Source organism: Ancylobacter aquaticus (genome assembly GCF_004339465.1).
In the GTDB taxonomy this organism is placed as follows: Bacteria; Pseudomonadota; Alphaproteobacteria; order Rhizobiales; family Xanthobacteraceae; genus Ancylobacter; species Ancylobacter aquaticus.
This window is the reverse complement of sequence record NZ_SMFY01000001.1, coordinates 102665-119310: the sequence shown is the minus strand read 5'-3', so window position 1 is coordinate 119310 and position 16646 is coordinate 102665. Positions and strand designations below refer to the sequence as shown.

Genomic DNA, 16646 nt, shown 5'->3' with positions numbered 1-16646 from the left:
CCCCTGCAATAACGGGAGGCTAATGCGGACCGGGCCCGTGAGGGCCCGGCATCACATTTTCAGACGCGTCGGCCAAGAATAAGGCCGACCACCGCCGCACCGGCCGCAATGGCCAACACCGTCTTGACGCCGCCCGGCATCAGCGCGCCGGAGGCGGCACCCGCCACCGCGCCAGGCACAAGGCCCGGCGCCACGGGCGGGACACCATAGGCCCCATACCCGCCATAAAACGCCGGCCGCCGCCGTCTGCGGGTACGCAGCAGCGCCGCGATCAGGAAAATCAGCCCGACCACCAGCGTAAAGCCGGCCAGCACCAGCGACGCGGTGAGCGCATCATAACGATGGGCAAGCACGATGAAGCTCGCCACCATGGAGAACAGCGCCGCCAGCCCGATCAGCAGGCCGCCAATGGCGAAGAGCAGCGCCGTGATGCCGGCCCTGCGCGCCGTCAGCCGGATTTCCGAACCGAAGATGGACAGCAGCAGGCGGAGCATCACCGCCCCCGCGACAGCAGGCCGAACAAGAAGCCCACACCCAGCGCCGCGAGCACCGAGCCATAGGGGTTGCGTTCAATGGTCGCGCCGAGGTCGCCGCCCAGAGCCTGCGCCCGCGCCTTGGCGTCCTGCAGCGCAGCGTAGCCCTCTTCGGCGAGGCCCGAGGCGGCCGCCTCGGCGCGTGCGGCGCCGTAGCGGAGCCGGCCGGTGATGGCATCGGCCGCAGCCCCGCCCTCGGACTTGGCGATGGCGGCGAGCGTCTCGGTCAGCTTCGCGACATCGCTCCGCAGCGTGGACAGATCGGCGGACAGCTTGGCGAAATCGTCCTGCGCATTGGGTTGGGCCATGGGTCTCTCCGGAGGTGGGACATTGAAATCGGACAGCCTGACAACGCGGGCGCGCCTGCCATGGTTCCCACTCTAGGCGGTATTCAATGGCGCTGGAACTCGTAGTATCCCGGCCGGCGGCCTTCCCGCAGCGCTTTCGCCTCGTAGCGCGTGCCTGGCCAGCCGGCCCAGGCGAGGCGCCAGTCATCGGCACGTTCCGCCGTCCAGTCGAAGCGCGGATCCGCGAGAAGCTGGCGCAGCGTCCACGCCGCGTAGTGCTCGATATCGGTGGCGAAGCGGAAATGCCCGCCGGGCACCAGCAGGCGGGCGATGCGGTCGATGTTGTCGGCCTGCACGAAGCGCCGCTTCCAGTGCCGGCGCTTCGGCCACGGGTCGGGGTACAGCAGGTCGATGCGCGCGAGGCTGGCAGCGGGGAGGCGGTCGAGCAGCGGAATCACGTCGTCGCCATAGAGCCGGACATTGGCCAGACCCTTTTCGCTGACGCGCGTCGTCGCCTTGGCGATGCCGTTGAGAAACGCCTCGGCGCCGATATAGCCGATATCGGGGTGGCGCTCGGCCTCGGCCACCAGATGCTCGCCGCCGCCAAAGCCGATTTCCAGCCGCACCTCGCGCACGGGGTGGGGGAAAAGCGCGGCAAGTGCGTTCGCGTCATGCGGCGCCGTGCCGATGTCGTCCAGCGCGATGGAAAGGCGCGGCAGGTCCTGCGCCAGGTGGGCGGCCTGTGCGGTGCGCAGCTTCTTTCCCTTGCGTCGGCCATAAAAGGCGGCGTCGCGGGGGGCACCGATGCGGCCGGCGGCCGTCTCGTCATTGTTGGGGTCGTCGGCTGTCATGCGGACACTCGAAATGAAGGCGGGGCGGACATTGATTGTCCGCCCCGCATAATCACAGTGTTTTTCGCGCGCAATCGGGCGCGGGCGAAGCCGATGTCAGCCGACGGCCGACTTCAGCGCCGCGACGAGATCCGTCCGCTCCCAGGAGAAGCCGCCATCGGCTTCCGGCGCGCGGCCGAAATGGCCATAGGCGGAGGTGCGCGCATAGATCGGCTTGTTGAGGCCGAGATGCTCGCGAATGCCGCGCGGGCGCAGGTTCATCACCTCGCGCAGCGCGCTCTCAAGCTTGGCTTCCTCAACCTTGCCGGTGCCGTAGAGATCGACATAAACCGCCAGCGGATCGGACACGCCGATGGCGTAGGCGAGCTGGATGGTGCAGCGGTCCGCGAGTTCGGCGGCGACCACGTTCTTGGCGAGGTAGCGCGCCGCATAGGCCGCCGAGCGGTCGACCTTGGTCGGGTCCTTGCCGGAGAAGGCGCCGCCGCCATGCGGGGCCGCACCGCCATAGGTGTCGACGATGATCTTGCGGCCGGTGAGCCCGCAATCGCCATCCGGCCCGCCAATGACGAACTTGCCGGTCGGGTTGACGTGCCAGACGGTGGCCGGCGTGATCCAGCCCTCCGGCAACGCCTGCCGGATATAGGGCTCCACGATGCTCCGCACGTCATGCGAGGAGAGGTCGGCGTCGAGGTGCTGGGTCGAGAGCACGATCTGCGTCACCTCGACCGGCTTGCCGCCCTCATAGCGCACCGTCACCTGGCTCTTGGCGTCGGGGCCCAGCACGGTGCTCTCGCCGGAATGGCGGGCATCGGCGAGCAGCTTGAGGATCTTGTGGGCGTAATAGATCGGCGCCGGCATCAGTTCGGGCGTCTCGCGGCAGGCATAGCCGAACATGATGCCCTGGTCGCCGGCACCCTCATCCTTGTTGCCGGCGGAATCGACGCCCTGGGCGATGTCGACGGACTGCGCGTGCAGATGCACGTCGATCGCCGCCTTCTCCCAGTGGAAGCCGTCCTGCTCGTAGCCGATATCCTTGATCGCCAGCCGGGCGATATGGCTCAGGAAATCCTTGGTCAACTGTGCCGGGCCGCGCGTCTCGCCCGCAATCACCACCCGGTTCGTGGTGGCCAGCGTCTCGGCGGCCACGCGCAGATGGCTCGGGTCCCAGCCGAATTCCGGGCCATGCTTGAAGAAGGCGTCGACGATCTCGTCGGAGATTCGGTCGCACACCTTGTCCGGGTGGCCTTCGGAAACGGATTCGCTGGTGAACAGATAGGCTTGGCGGGACACGCGTCGGCTCCTCGATTCTCGGCCGGCGCATATGCCCGCGCCCGACCGCGCATCTTTTGCAAGCGCGGTCGGGACGGTCAAGGTTTTAAAGGCGGAATCGTTCGGAAAAAAGAACGCTCCGGCGTCACGCCTCACGCCGCCGGGGTCGGCTCGGCCAGAGCCTCCACCAGGTCCACGATACGGCGGCGGACCTTGCTGTCGGCGATCTTGAGGAAGGCGCGCGTGAGGGCGAGCCCTTCCGACGATGCCAGGAAATCAGAGACATAGGCCGGCGAGGCGTCCTCGGAGAAGCCGGCGACGTCGCCCAACATGGTGGGCGCGCCGTCGAAGAAGAAGGCCACCGGCACCGAGAGCACCTGCGAGATATTCTGCAGGCGGCTGGCGCCGATACGGTTGGTGCCCTTCTCGTATTTCTGGATCTGCTGGAAGGTGATGCCGAGGCTCTCGCCGAGTTTTTCCTGGCTCATGCCGACCATCATGCGGCGCATGCGGACCCGGCTGCCGACATACTTGTCGACGGGATTGGGAGATTTCTTCGTCATCGGCTTCCCCGACTGCAAACAAAAAATACCTCCCCCCCGGTTCAGAGGGAGAGAAGCAGTGCCCGAGCCCGCTCGCACTTTAGGCGCAGCGCGTGCCGGCGTCGATCAATCTAGACGTGCATAGCTCGCAGACGCAGCACGAGCGCAACGCCGAGGCAGCCCATAAGCAACATTCCGGGTATCCCCCTGCCGAATGAGGCATAAGGGGTGGAGGACAGAGCTTGCGGCAGGCTGTCGTCCAGTACGCCTCGCACACCCAAGGGTAGAATCGCCCTGATTCGTCCCAGTGGGTCGACAATGGCAGAGATGCCATTGTTCGTTACCCTGACCAGGGGCAACCCTTGCTCGATCGCCCGCAGGCGGGACTGCTCGAAATGCTGGTAGGGACCCGGGGTGAGCCCGAACCAGGCATCATTGGACAGGTTGAGCAGAAAACCCGGTCGCGTCCCCGGGCCGCCGGGCCCCGCGCTGGACGCGGGCATCACCTCGTCGGGAAAGATCGCCTCGTAGCAAATCAGCGGCACCGCGTCGGGCAGGCCGGGAATGGCGAGCAGGCTGCGCGAGGTCGCGGCGGCAAAGCCCCCGCGCAGGCGGGTCAGCGCCTCCAGCCCGATCGCCTCCAGCGTTTCCTGAAACGGTAGATATTCGCCGAAAGGAACAAGGTGGACCTTGTCGGCATTCCCCCGGATCGTCCCCTGCGAATCGATCACCCGCACGGAATTGAACACGTCCGGCCGCTCGCGGCCCGGCACCGGCTGGTAGCGCGCGGCGCCGGTGACGAGTGTCGTGCCGCGCGGCAGCATCGCCACGATCCGCGCCAGCGCTTCGGGCTCGCGTTCGAGGAAGAACGGGAAGGCCGATTCCGGCCAGAACAGGTGCGTCACGCCGGCAAGTCCGCCCGCGCTCTCGCTGGTGGCGAGATAGAGGTCCATCACGGTGCGGCGGGCGTCGTAGCGGAATTTCTGGTCCTGCGGCAGGTCCGGCTGCATCAGCCGCAGCCGCACGTCAGGCACCGTTCCGACGTCGGTGGTGGCCAGGCGCCACTGGCCGCCTGTCCACAGGGCCGCGAGCAGCCCGACCGCAAGGACGAGCGGCACGTGGCGGGCACGGCGCGAACCGAGCGGGCTGAACAGCGCCGCCGGGCTCGCCAGCGTCGCCAGCGTGATCAGGCACAGGCCGATGATCCCGATCACCGAGGCGCTTTGGGCAAACCGCAGGTCGGTGGCCAGCGCATAGCCGAAATCGTTCCAGGGGAAGCCCGTCAGCAGCGTGCCCCGCGCTGTCTCCGCCAGGGTAAGCGCCGCGGCGAAGGTGAGAATGCGCGATGGCCCGGCGGTCCACAGCAGCCGGGCCAGCACGCAGCCGAGCCCGGTATAAAGCGCGAGGCAGGCAGGCAGGCCGATCACCGCGAACGGCATCAGCCACATGAAGATTTCCGCCTGCACGAGAAACGCCTGGCCGATCCACCACAGGCCGGCGACGAAATAGCCCATGCCGAACAGCCAGCCGGCGAAGAAGCTCGCCCGCAGCGCCCGCCGCAGCGGCAGGCCGGCGGTACCGTCGATCAGAAACACCAGCACAGGCAACGTCAGCGCCAGCACCGGCCACAGCCCGAAGGGCGGCATGGCCAGCGCCGAGAGCCCGCCGGCCGCAAGGGCGGCAAGCGCGCGCCAGCGGCCGGACGCGGCCTGCAGGCGATCGGGGGTCAGCACCGGCAGAGCCCGAGCCGGGCGCCTGCCCGGGCACCAACCCTCATGTCACGCAGCATCGGTGTCGCGGCGCGGGTCGCTGCGGAAAGCCTCGCCGGCCTGCTGGGCCGGCGGCGGCAGGGCCCGCGCCGCGGCCGGGGCGCTTTCGCCGACGGCCAGCCGGGCGTCGGCACTCCCCTCGCCACGGCTGGGCGAGAGGCGCAGGCGCTTGACCCGCCGGGGATCGGCATCGAGCACCTCGATCTCGAAATTGCCCGGCCCCGGCACGATCTCGCCGCGCACCGGCACGCGGCCGGCCAAAGTGACGATCAGACCGCCCAGCGTATCGACCTCCTCGGCCTCCTCGCCGAGCGCGAACGCCGGGTCGATCATGTCAGCGACATCCTCGAGGCTGGCGCGAGCGTCGGCGATGAAGCTGCCATCGGGCTGGCGGGCGATGGTCGGGGTCTCGTCCTCGTCGTGCTCGTCCTCGATGTCGCCGACGATCTCCTCGACCAGATCCTCCATCGAGACGATGCCGTCGGTCCCGCCATATTCGTCGATGACGAGGGCGAGATGGATACGGCTCGCCTGCATGCTGGCGAGCAGCTCGATCGAGGGCATGGAAGGCGGCACGAACAGCAGCCGGCGGATCAGCTTGGCGCCGCTGAGCGAATTGCTGAGATCGATGGCCTTGAGGTTGAAGGCCGGCCGGGGGGCCTTGCCGCCCATGGCGGGCGCCTCGGCGACGGCGGCCTCGCGCGTGCCGTTTCGCGGGGTCGGGGCGCGCGACGTGCCGGCGCGGGGTGTCATCGCGCGCTGTGTCAGATAGGTCACGAGATCGCGGATATGGACCATGCCGACGGGGTCATCGAGCGTGTCGTCATAGACGACGAGGCGCGAATGCCCGGCATCGGCGAAGACGGCGAGCAGTTCGCCCAGCGAAATGTCCTTCTGCACGGCGACGATGTCCGCTCGCGGCACCATCAGGTCGCCAATGCGTAGCTCGCGCAGATCGAGGATGCTCTTCAGCATCGTCCGCTCGGTGGCGGTCAGGTCGGCGCCGGGCTCGGCGCTGGTCGCGGCGAGGATGGCGGCGAGATCGGTACGCAGCGAGCCGGTGGAACGCCTGCCGCCAATGAGGTGGCGGAGCCGGTCGAAAAAGCCGGCGCGGGGCTCGCTGGAGCCTCCGCCGGCCTTGCTTCGCTGCCCGGCGCTCGCCGTGGCGCTACTGGAAGCGCCGTTACCGGAGGCGCCGCTACTTGGGCCCTCACCGCCCCGGGGGGCGGAGGGCGAGCTTGAAACAGGATCGGACATCGCTCTTTGGGTCAGTTGCTCGGGTCAGGGAGTGAGAACGGGTTCAGTGTCGGCATAGGGGTCGGCAATCGCAAGCTCTGCGAGCACGCGGCGCTCCATCGCCTCCATCTCCTCGGCCTCTTCCGCGACCTCGTGGTCGTAGCCGAGCAGATGCAGCGTACCATGGATCGCCAGATGCGCGAGATGGTCGGCGAGCGGCTTGCCCTCCGCCTGCGCCTCCCGCGCCAGCGTCTCATAGGCGATGGCAATGTCGCCCAGATGGGGATCGCCGCCGGCGCGCGCTACCTCGGGGGTGGGAAAGGACAGCACGTTGGTCGCGTAGTCCTTGCCGCGCCAGTCGCGGTTGAGCGCCCGGATGGTGGCGTCGTCGGTCAGCTTCACCGCGATCTCGGCGCCGTCCATGTCGATCTCGTAGTCGCTCAGCGCCCCGGCGCAGGCCGCGAGCACCGCGCGCGTGACAAGATCCTCGGCACCGGCCAGGGACGACCAGGGTTCGGCCTCGACCAGCACGTCGACCTCGATGCGCGGCGCCTCGCTCATCGGCGCGGCATTCCGGCGGGGGCGGCTGCCCGCGCCGCCGCGTCCTTGGTGTCATAGGCGGCGACGATACGGCCGACCAGTTCGTGGCGCACCACGTCAGCGGCACTGAAATGGCACATCTCGACGCCCTCGACGTCCTTCAGCAGCCCCACCGCCTCCGCGAGGCCGGAGGTCTGCCCCGGCGGCAGGTCGATCTGACTGGGATCGCCGGTGATGATCATGTGCGAGTTCTCGCCCAGCCGGGTGAGGAACATCTTCATCTGCATCGAGGTGGTGTTCTGCGCCTCGTCGAGGATGACGCAGGCATTGGCGAGCGTGCGTCCGCGCATGAAGGCCAGCGGGGCGATCTCGATCTCGCCCGAAATCATCGCCCGCTCGACGAAGGCGCGGTCCATCAAATCGTGCAGCGCGTCGTAGATCGGGCGCAGATAGGGATCGACCTTCTCCTTCATGTCGCCGGGCAGGAAGCCGAGCCGCTCGCCCGCCTCCACCGCCGGGCGGGAGAGGATGAGCCGGTCGACCACGCGGCGCTCCAGCAGGTGGACGGCATAGGCCACCGCCAGCCAGGTCTTGCCGGTGCCGGCCGGGCCGACGCCGAATACCAGCGTCTGGCGCTTGAGCGCGCGGATATAGGCGTCCTGCGCGGCGGTGCGGGCGCGCACCGGGCGGCGACGGAGCTGGATCTCGTCGAAGCTCTGCGTCTTGGTGGCAGCGTCGAATTCAAACAATTGCCCCTGCGCGGCGGCCTCGCGCAGCACGCCCTCGACATCCCCGGGCAGCAGCTCGCCGCCCTTCTTCAGCCGGGCATACAGCGTCTCCAGCACGTGGCGCGCTTGCTCGCAGGCCTCGCGCGGGCCTTCCAGCGTGACATGGTTGCCGCGCTGCTCGGCGACGATTTCCAGCCGCCGCTCGATCAAGGCGAGGTTCTGTCCGTAATGGCCGAAAAGCTGGCTGGCGATCCGGTTGTCGTCGAAGGCGAGGACGATCTGTCCGGGCGCCTCGTCATCGGGCGGCTCCATCCAGCGCGGGGGCGCCGGCGTGGGGCGCGGCGCCGCGCGCGGTGAGGCCAAGGCACGTTCCGTCTCGCTACCAGATCCACTACCAGGTCGACGCACGCTCACGCCTCCAGCTTCTCGCTCTGCCCGATGAAACGCGATTCGCGCGACGGCCGTTCGACGAAGAATTCGCCGCCGCGTATCTCGCCCGTAAGATTTCGTGTGCTCACCTCGCGCACCTCCACCTGCGCCAGCGTGCCGATGGCCTCCAGCGGGCCGTCGACGACGATGGACTGCAGATAGGGGGAGCGCCCGATGAGCTGGCCGGGGAAACGGCCCGGCTTCTCCACAAGTATGTCGAGCACCCGGCCCCGGCAGGCGACATCGAACGCGGTTTTCTGCGCGTCGAGCCGCGCCTGCAGCGCGTGGATGCGGGCCGATTTCACTTCTTCGGGCACCTGCCCGTCCATGCCCGCCGCCGGGGTGCCGGGGCGCGAGGAATATTTGAACGAATAGGCGGAGGCGAAGCCCACCTTGTCCACAAGGTCCATCGTGTCGGCGAAATCGGCGTCGGTCTCGCCGGGAAAGCCGACGATGAAATCCGAGGAGAAGGCGATGTCCGGGCGCGCGGCACGCACCTTGGCGACGATCTCGAAGAACAGCTCGCGGTCATGCTTGCGGTTCATCGCGGCGAGGATGCGGTTGGAGCCGGATTGAACGGGGAGGTGCAGATAGGGCATCAGCGCCGGCATCTCGCGATGGGCGGCGATCAGCTCGTCATCCATGTCGCGCGGATGGCTGGTCATGTAGCGCACGCGGGCAATGCCGGGCACCTCGGCGATGCGGCGGACCAGTTCCGGCAGGTTGGCGCTGCGGCCGCCGGCGTCGAGCCCGTGATAGGCGTTGACGTTCTGGCCGATCAGCGTGACCTCGCGCACCCCGGCCTCGGCGAGGCGGATCACCTCGTCGAGAATCTTCGGCAGCGGGCGCGACACTTCGGCCCCGCGCGTATAGGGCACCACGCAGAAGGTGCAGAACTTGTCGCAGCCTTCCTGCACGGTGACGAACGCCGCCGGGCCGCGCTTGGCGATCGCCGCCCGCGTCGGCGGGGGCAGGAAATCGAACTTGTCCTCGACCGGGAATTCGGTTTCGACGATGCCGGCGCGCCGGTTGCCGCCGCGCCGCTGGGCATCGGCGACCAGCTCGGGCAGCTTGTGGTAGCTCTGCGGGCCGACCACAAGGTCGACGCCGCGGGCGCGCTTGAGGATTTCGGCGCCTTCCGCCTGCGCCACGCAGCCGGCGACCGCCACCATCTGCCGGCGGCCGGCCTCCTCCTGCGCCTTCTTCAGGCGGCCAAGCTCCGAATAGACCTTCTCGGCGGCCTTCTCGCGAATATGGCAGGTGTTGAGGATGACGAGATCGGCGTCGTCGGCGCTGTCGGTCTCGACATAGCCCTCTTTTGCCAGCGTGTCCGTCATGCGCTGGGCGTCATAGACGTTCATCTGGCAGCCGAAGGAGCGGACGTAGAGCTTGCGCGTTTCACTCATTGCGTGTCGATCGACCCGTGCCGCGCGGCGTCGGACGACGCGGCGGCAGTCTGCGTTGGCAACCCGAGGACGCGGCGGGCGCGCGCTCGCAAGGCGCCCTCATCCATCGCCGCCCGGTCCCAACTCGGTATCGCGCAGGTCGAGATCGTCCAGCTCTCCAGAAGTGACGCCCAGAGTTTCTGTGTAGCGGGATTCCCGCGAAAAGGAAATGCGCTCGCGCCGCTCCTGCCGCCGCAAAGCCTTGAATACCGCACGCTGTCTCTCATCTGGGCCGCCCGGTAAGAGCCTGCGCCAGCAGGGTGCGAACCGCGCGCTCGGCCTCCTGCGTCGCCGCCTTGCGCCCGCCCGCCGCCAGCGTCTCGCCGAAGCGCAGTTCCACCTCGATGCCGCCGCGCCGCAGCACCTCCATCAAATGCGGGGCGAGGTCCATGTCGCCATACCAGGCGAGGCGCGGGCGCCCGGCACGGCCGAGCGGCAGGCCGGAAAGCCCGACATAGGCGATGGCGAGCGGCTGGATCGCCGCCGCCCCGGCCTCCTCGCCCAGGCTCTGGCGGGCGGCGCCGACCAGTGCCGAGCGGAAGGGCAGCACCCGGTTGCCGTCGCTGGAGGTGCCTTCCGCGAACAGCACCACCGGGTCGCCGTCATTCATCCGCGCCGCCATCTCCCCCGCCACGCGGCCGGTGGCGGTGCGCGAGGAGCGGTCGACGAAAATGGTCCGCTGGAGCTTCGCCAGCAGGCCTATGCCCGGCCAGGCCGCCACCTCGCTCTTGGCGACGAAACACAGCGGCAGGCGCGAGCCGAGCACGGGAATATCCAGCCAGGAGGCGTGATTGGCGAGGATCAGCAGCGGCCGCGTCGGTGCCGGCTTCCCGATCACCCGCACCCGCACACCCACCAGCGCCAGAATGGTGCGATGGTACAGCACGGGCAAGGTCCGCCGCGTCGGTAGCCTCAGCGCCACCGACAGCCACTGCAACGGGATGCCGACCAGCGTAACGAGCACGACCAGAACGATCACCAGCCAGGCCCGCAAAATGTCAGTCCTTCCGCGACGGATCGGAAGGCTTGGGGGGCTCGGCGGCCGGCGGCGTGTCGAGCGGCACGCCGTAGAGCTCCAGCCGGTGGCCGATCAGCCGGTAGCCGAGCTTGCGGGCGATCTCCTCCTGAAGATGCTCGATCTCCTCGGAGCGGAACTCCACCACATGGCCGCTGCGCACGTCGATGAGGTGGTCGTGGTGCTCGTCCGGCACCGGCTCGTAGCGCGAGCGGCCATCGCGAAAATCGTGGCGGGCGATAATGCCGGCATCCTCGAACAGCTTCACCGTGCGGTAGACGGTGGAGATGGAGATGCGGTCATCCACCGCGACGGCGCGCCGGTGTAGTTCCTCGACATCGGGATGGTCCTGCGCATCGGCGATGATGCGGGCGATCACCCGCCTCTGGTCGGTCATCCGCAGGCCCAGCGTGACGCAGGCTTCCTCGATCGCTGTCGGCTTGTCGTTCATTCCTCGGCCTGTTTCCTTCAGCCCGCATCGGCCGGTCTTTCCGCGCCCGTCCGCCTTATGGCGCAGCAAAGCCCGCAAGGGCAATGGTTTCTCTCAGGCGATGTCGCGCCGCATGGTGAGCGCGGCCACCGGCATCCCTGCGCTGTCGCGATAATAGCCCGGACGGCGGCCGATTTCGCGGAAGCCGGTACGGGCGTAGAGCCGCAAGGCGGGCGCGTTGCCGTCCTCGACTTCGAGGAACACGGCACGATAGCCCTCCGCCGCCAGCGAGCCGAAGGCGGCCTGCACCAGCTTCAATCCGATGCCGGAACCGCGCCGCCGGCGGTCCACCGCAATCGAGAGAATCTCCATTTCCGGCGTCACCCCGCTCAGCAGGATGAAGCCGACCGGCGCGCCGCCGGGGCCATCGGTGGCCACAAGGCCGCGGGTCAGCCGGTTGGCGATGAGGCGCTCGAACTCGGCCGCGTCCCAGCCAAGCCGGAAGGACTGTGCGTGAATCCGCGCCAGCGCCTCGGCATCGCCGGCGCGCAGGGCGCGCAGCGAGACCTCGCGGGCACGCCGGCGCGTCATCCACCCGAGCCATGCCGGCAGGCCGGTCATCGACGGGCGATCCGCCCGCCGGTCTGCGGCTTGGCGTCGGCGTCGCGCAGATAGAGCGGCTTGGGCTCGGAGCGGGCGGGATCGGCGACGCTGGCGATGCGTGCCAGCCACACAGGGTCCGGCGTCGCGGTGGCCCGCACCTCGACAGGCGGTTGCGCGCCCATCGGCCAGGCATCGGCAAGCAGGCCGGCACCGGAGCCCACCAGCCGCACCGGCCCGTTGGCGACCGAGCGGGCGGCGTCCTTCACGCTCATGACGCGGGGGCTCACCAGCACCCGGCCGGCCGGGCCGATCATCTGCAGATAGACATTGCCGTGGCGGGCGTCGATGGCGGCGGCCACCGGCACCGCGTCGTCGCGCGCCAGCAGCGGCGCGGCCAGCACCGTCAGCGTCGGCAGGCCGAGAACCGGCTTGCCGGTGGCAAGGCCGAAGCCGCGCGCGGCGGAGATGCCGACCCGCAGTCCGGTGAAGCTGCCGGGGCCGACAGTGACGGCGAACAGGTCGATCTCGGTGAAGTCCGCGCCCGCCGCCACCAGCACCCGCTCCACCATCGGGATCAGCGATTCGGCATGGCCGCGCGCCATGACAACATGTTCCACCGCGCGGGTCTGGTCGGTGCCCATGTCGTGCAGGGCCGCCGAACAGGCCTCAAGCGCGGTGTCGATGGCGAGGATCAGCATGAGCCAGAATCAACAGGGTGGAACGCGGTGCATGCGCCACCATGCACATGTGCGCGCCCGTATGGGAAGGGAACGGCCGGCGCCTGCGCGCCGCCGTCCTCAGACCGGGCGGACCTCGACGACATCGGGCACGAAATGGCGCAGCAGGTTCTCGATGCCGTTCTTCAGCGTCGCGGTAGAGGAGGGGCAGCCGGCGCAGGAACCCTTCATGGCCAGGAACACCACCCCGTCCTTGTAGCCGCGGAAGGTGATGTCGCCTCCGTCATTGGCGACGGCCGGGCGCACGCGGGTGTCGATCAGCTCGCGGATGGTATCGACCAGCCCGGCATCCTTGGCCTCGAAGAAAGCGTCGTCGGCGGTGTGCTCATGGTCTTCGGGCAGGATCGGCTGGCCGGAGACGAAATGCTCCATGATGGCGCCGAGAATCGCGGGCTTGAGATGCGCCCAGTCGCCCTGCGCCTTGGTCACGGTGACGAAATCGGAGCCGAAGAACACGCCGGCAACGCCCGGCACCTCGAACAGCCGCACCGCCAGCGGCGAGCGGGCGGCCTCGTCGGCGTCGCGCGCCTCGAAGGTGCCGTCCCCGAGCACGGACCGGCCGGGCAGGAATTTCAGCGTGGCAGGATTTGGCGTGGCTTCTGTCTGGATGAACATGTCGGTCTCCTTGCCAACCGGGGTTCAAGGCCGCGGCGACGGGGGAATCTGCACTTTAGATAAGCTCTGACCGGTACGAGGGGAAGAGGCGGGCGCCTCCTCTCGCCGGCGACGCCGTTCCCGCTCACGCCAGCGCGTCGATCTCCGTGTCGGAGAGCGTGCCCGGCACGAGGGTTATCGGCACCGGCAGGCTCGCCCATCCCCCCTTGGCCAGCGAGGCGATGAGAGGGCCCGGTCCCTCATGGCCGGTGCCGGCGGCGAGCACGAGGATGGCGATGTCCTCGTCTTCCTCGATGATTCTGTGGATCTGCTCGGCGATGGCGCCTTCGCGCAGCACCCGTTCGGGGTCGATGCCGGAAACGCCCTGCGCCCGGGCGGAGAGCAGGTCGAGCCGGGCCTCGGCCTTGTCGGTCGCCTCGGCCCGCATCAGGTCGGCGACGCCGAGCCACTGGCTGGGGGCGTCGTCCAGCTGCAGCACGCTGAGCAGCACCACGCCGCCGCCGGTCCGCGCCGCGCGCCGCGCCGCGTAATAGAGCGCGCGGTCGCATTCCGGCGTGTCGTCGGCGAGGACGAGAAACTTCCGGCGGTGGCCGGGTTCGTGGCTTTGGCGCCGGCGCGGCATGGGCTCTCCCCCGACGGTCGGTATGACCGCGAAAAACTAGCGCACGAAGCCGACAATGTCGCGGACATTGGCCATGGTGGCCTCCGCCAGCACCCGGGCCCGCGCCGCGCCGTCGCGCAGGATCGCGTCGATATGCTCCGGCTCGGCGACAAGCCGCTGCATCTCGGCGCCGATCGGCCCGAGCTTGGCGACCGCGAGGTCGACCAGCGCCGCCTTGAAGGTGGAGAACTGGCCGCCGCCGAACTGCGTCAGCACCTCGTCGCGCGCCACCGCGCCCAGCGCGGCATAGATGCCCACGAGATTCTCCGCCTCCGGCCGGCCCTTCAGCCCGTCCGCCTCGGAGGGCAGCGGCTCGGGGTCGGTCTTGGCCTTGCGGATCTTCGAGGCGATGAGGTCGGCATCGTCGGTGAGGTTGATGCGCGAGAGGTCGGAGGGGTCCGACTTCGACATCTTCTTCGCCCCGTCGCGCAGGCTCATCACCCGCGCCGCCGGCCCGCCGATCAGCGGCTCGGGCAGCGGGAAGAACGCCTCGCCCAGCCCGTTGGCGGCGATGGAGGGGCCGAAATCGTTGTTGAACTTCTGCGCGATGTCGCGGGTCAGTTCCAGATGCTGCTTCTGGTCCTCGCCCACCGGCACATGGGTGGCGCGGTAGAGCAGGATGTCGGCGGCCATCAGGTTCGGGTAGGCGTAGAGGCCCACGGACGCGGCCTCGCGGTCCTTGCCGGCCTTCTCCTTGAACTGGGTCATGCGGTTGAGCCAGCCGAGGCGCGCCACGCAGTTGAACACCCAGGCGAGCTCGGCATGGCCCGAGACCTGGCTCTGGTTGAACACGATGTGGCGCGTGGGGTCGATGCCGGAAGCGATGAAGGCGGCCGTGACCTCGCGAATCTGCCGCTTCAGGTCGGCCGGGTCCTGCCACACCGTGATGGCGTGCATGTCCACGACGCAATACAGGCAGTCATGGCTCTCCTGCAGCGCCACGAAGCGCTGTATGGCGCCGAGGTAATTGCCGAGATGCAGGTTTCCGGTCGGCTGGACGCCGGAGAACACGAGCGGCTTGAATTCCATGTCGGGACGTCCTTGGTCTGCGCCCTGCCGTGCCGTGGAAATAGCCCCCGGCGCGGGGGCGCTATGGCACGCATGACCTTCAGGGGCAAGCGGTTGAGGCGCTATTTGCGAAAGCCCGCCCGCAGCGCGGCGATCTCGACGCCGCCCAGCGCCAGCACCGCCCCGGCATAGACCGCCGCCCCCAGGGCGACGAGGCCGGCCAGCGCGGCGGCGGCCGTCAGCCCGCCATCAGCGAGGGCGCCCGCCGCGAAGGGCTGCGCCAGCGCCACCGTCCCCGCCATGGCGAGCGCCGCCACGACCAGCCGCGCCAGCCGGCGGCGCGCGGGTGCCGGCAGCACGATCAGCCGTCGGCGACCGAGGCCGACGCACAGCCCGGCGAGCCCGACGAGGCTGGAGACCAGCACGCCCAGCGCCGGCCCCGCCATGCCGAGCGGCTGCACCGCGAGGAACCCGACCAGCGCCCCCGCCGGCAGCGCCGCGAGGCTGGCGGCGGTGACGAGGCGGGACAGGCCGCGCGCGAAGGCGATGGTGATCAGCACCTTTTCCAGTGCCTGCGCCGGCAGGGTGAGCGCCAGCAAAGCGAGCGCGCGCGCAGTGAGTTCGCTCGCTTGCGGGTCGAAGGCGCCGCGCTCGAACAGCACCACGACGATGGGGTGGGCCAGCACGGCAAGGCCGAGCGCGGCCGGCAGCGAAAGCGCCAGCGCCGCCTCGAATCCTCCGGCGCCCAGCCCGCTTTCGCCCTTGTCGCGCCCGGCCGCCGCCAGCGCCGGCAGCAGCACCGCCCCGGCGCTGGCGCCGACGAGCCCCAGCGGCAATTCGACGAGGCGGGTGGCATAGAACAGCGCCGCCACCCCGCCGCCAATCCCCGAGGCGGCCGCCGCCGCGATGAGAAAGCGCAGCTGCGGCAGGGCGGCGGCCAGCAGCGGCATCGCCGCCCCGGCCAGCAGCGGCAGCGCGGCCCGGAGATCGGCGGACGCGACCGAGAGCTGGACGAAACCGCGCGGCACGGCGGCCAGATTCAGCACGAACTGCGTCAGCGCCCCGGCCACGGCCCCCGCCGCCAGCCAGGCGAGCGCGGTCTCCATCCCCATCGTGTGGGCGCCCGCCAGCCACAGCATCACCAGCAGCGCGATGACCGCAACATTGGCGGCGGCCGGGGAAAAGGCGGGCCGGGCGAAGCGCCCGCTCGCATTGGCGAAGGCGGCGAACACCCCCGCGAGCAAGGCGAGCGGCAGGCACAGCACCGCCAGCCGCCCGGCCAGCACCGCGCCTTCCGCACGCGGGCCATCCCCGGCGAAACCCGGCGCCAGCACGCTCACCACGGCCGGCATGAACAGAAAGAGTAGCGCGGCCAGGGCAAGGCCGGCCAGCGCGAAGAGAACCACCGTCGCCCCGGCCAGGCGTCGGCGCGTCGCCGCTTCCTCCGCCTGCGCCAGCCCCGGCAGCAGCGCGGCGTTGAGCGCGCCCTCGCCGAGCAGGCGGCGGGCGATCTGCGGCAAGGCGAGGCCGGCAACGGAAGCGTCGGCCACCACGCCGGTGCCGAACAGCGCCGCCACCCCGGCGTCGCGCGCAAAGCCGAGCACGCGCGAGGCGAGCGTCAGCGCGGCGACGGTGGAGGCGTGTCGGAGCAGGGCCATGGGCTAGCAATAGTCGGCCGGCGCGGGAAGGCAAAGCGGCGCCTTGGGGCCGGGGCTTCGGTTGCCCGCGCACCGTTCGCCCCCTCATGGTCGGGCGCCATCCAGACGGGAAGCCCGCGCTCCCCGCAAGCCGACCGGGCTTCCGGGTCGAGCCCGGGGATGAGAGGGAATCATGGTGCCGGCAGGCCCCGCGAGAGCACAGCGCGCGGCGGCGGCGTTGCGGGATGGGCGCCCGTCTGCTACCGCGTGACCCGCCGTCGTCCCCGGCGAAACCCTGCGGAGAAAAGCCG

18 protein-coding genes are annotated in these 16646 nt (G+C 69.7%); all 18 read right to left on the bottom strand.

The window, feature by feature from the left end:
* Window positions 1–59: 59 nt before the first annotated feature.
* The 18 genes from EV667_RS00630 to EV667_RS00545 all read right to left on the bottom strand — a co-directional run bounded on the left by EV667_RS00630 (window position 60) and on the right by EV667_RS00545 (window position 16356).
* Window positions 60–494, bottom strand: a complete 435-nt coding sequence (locus EV667_RS00630) for a phage holin family protein (RefSeq protein ID WP_131833416.1) — start codon at window positions 492–494, stop codon at window positions 60–62.
* On the bottom strand, window positions 494–841 hold the full coding sequence (locus EV667_RS00625; RefSeq protein ID WP_131833415.1) for a hypothetical protein: 348 nt from the start codon (window positions 839–841) through the stop codon (window positions 494–496). The genes EV667_RS00630 and EV667_RS00625 overlap by 1 nt, the downstream gene beginning before the upstream one ends.
* A gap of 83 nt (window positions 842–924) precedes the next feature.
* Window positions 925–1671: a tRNA (guanosine(46)-N7)-methyltransferase TrmB gene (gene trmB / locus EV667_RS00620; RefSeq protein WP_131833414.1), complete on the bottom strand. Its 747-nt coding sequence runs from the start codon at window positions 1669–1671 to the stop codon at window positions 925–927.
* 96 nt (window positions 1672–1767) lie between these two features.
* Window positions 1768–2961, bottom strand: a complete 1194-nt coding sequence (gene metK, locus EV667_RS00615; RefSeq protein WP_131833413.1) for a methionine adenosyltransferase — start codon at window positions 2959–2961, stop codon at window positions 1768–1770.
* 131 nt (window positions 2962–3092) lie between these two features.
* On the bottom strand, window positions 3093–3503 hold the full coding sequence (locus EV667_RS00610; RefSeq protein ID WP_131833412.1) for a helix-turn-helix domain-containing protein: 411 nt from the start codon (window positions 3501–3503) through the stop codon (window positions 3093–3095).
* Window positions 3504–3613: 110 nt separating this feature from the next.
* Window positions 3614–5215: an apolipoprotein N-acyltransferase gene (gene lnt / locus EV667_RS00605; RefSeq protein WP_131833411.1), complete on the bottom strand. Its 1602-nt coding sequence runs from the start codon at window positions 5213–5215 to the stop codon at window positions 3614–3616.
* 45 nt (window positions 5216–5260) lie between these two features.
* A complete protein-coding gene (locus EV667_RS00600; RefSeq protein ID WP_131833410.1) occupies window positions 5261–6508 on the bottom strand; it encodes a hemolysin family protein in 1248 nt (415 codons plus the stop codon).
* A gap of 24 nt (window positions 6509–6532) precedes the next feature.
* Window positions 6533–7048 carry an rRNA maturation RNase YbeY gene (ybeY, locus tag EV667_RS00595; RefSeq protein ID WP_131833409.1) on the bottom strand — a complete coding sequence of 172 codons (516 nt, stop codon included), beginning with the start codon at window positions 7046–7048 and terminating at the stop codon, window positions 6533–6535.
* Window positions 7045–8067: a PhoH family protein gene (locus tag EV667_RS00590; RefSeq protein WP_131834947.1), complete on the bottom strand. Its 1023-nt coding sequence runs from the start codon at window positions 8065–8067 to the stop codon at window positions 7045–7047. Before EV667_RS00590 ends, ybeY begins: the two co-directional genes overlap by 4 nt.
* A 98-nt stretch (window positions 8068–8165) precedes the next feature.
* Window positions 8166–9590, bottom strand: coding sequence for a tRNA (N6-isopentenyl adenosine(37)-C2)-methylthiotransferase MiaB (gene miaB, locus EV667_RS00585; protein WP_131833408.1), 1425 nt, complete (start codon window positions 9588–9590; stop codon window positions 8166–8168).
* Window positions 9591–9852: 262 nt separating this feature from the next.
* Window positions 9853–10623 (bottom strand): lyso-ornithine lipid O-acyltransferase, encoded by a 771-nt coding sequence (olsA, locus tag EV667_RS00580; RefSeq protein WP_131833407.1) that lies wholly within the window; start codon window positions 10621–10623, stop codon window positions 9853–9855.
* Window positions 10624–10627: 4 nt separating this feature from the next.
* Entirely contained in the window at window positions 10628–11095 is a 468-nt protein-coding gene (locus EV667_RS00575) for a Fur family transcriptional regulator (RefSeq protein WP_131833406.1), read from the bottom strand.
* A 93-nt stretch (window positions 11096–11188) separates the two neighbouring features.
* Window positions 11189–11695, bottom strand: a complete 507-nt coding sequence (locus EV667_RS00570) for a GNAT family N-acetyltransferase (RefSeq protein ID WP_131833405.1) — start codon at window positions 11693–11695, stop codon at window positions 11189–11191.
* Complete coding sequence (gene tsaB, locus EV667_RS00565; protein WP_131833404.1) at window positions 11692–12375, bottom strand: tRNA (adenosine(37)-N6)-threonylcarbamoyltransferase complex dimerization subunit type 1 TsaB; 684 nt, start codon at window positions 12373–12375, stop codon at window positions 11692–11694. The genes EV667_RS00570 and tsaB overlap by 4 nt, the downstream gene beginning before the upstream one ends.
* A gap of 99 nt (window positions 12376–12474) precedes the next feature.
* Complete coding sequence (locus tag EV667_RS00560) at window positions 12475–13029, bottom strand: NifU family protein (RefSeq protein ID WP_131833403.1); 555 nt, start codon at window positions 13027–13029, stop codon at window positions 12475–12477.
* A gap of 124 nt (window positions 13030–13153) precedes the next feature.
* Window positions 13154–13651: a universal stress protein gene (locus tag EV667_RS00555; RefSeq protein WP_131833402.1), complete on the bottom strand. Its 498-nt coding sequence runs from the start codon at window positions 13649–13651 to the stop codon at window positions 13154–13156.
* Window positions 13652–13687: 36 nt separating this feature from the next.
* Complete coding sequence (gene trpS / locus EV667_RS00550; protein ID WP_131833401.1) at window positions 13688–14719, bottom strand: tryptophan--tRNA ligase; 1032 nt, start codon at window positions 14717–14719, stop codon at window positions 13688–13690.
* 101 nt (window positions 14720–14820) lie between these two features.
* On the bottom strand, window positions 14821–16356 hold the full coding sequence (locus EV667_RS00545) for a lipid II flippase MurJ (protein WP_131833400.1): 1536 nt from the start codon (window positions 16354–16356) through the stop codon (window positions 14821–14823).
* Window positions 16357–16646 lie beyond the last annotated feature (290 nt).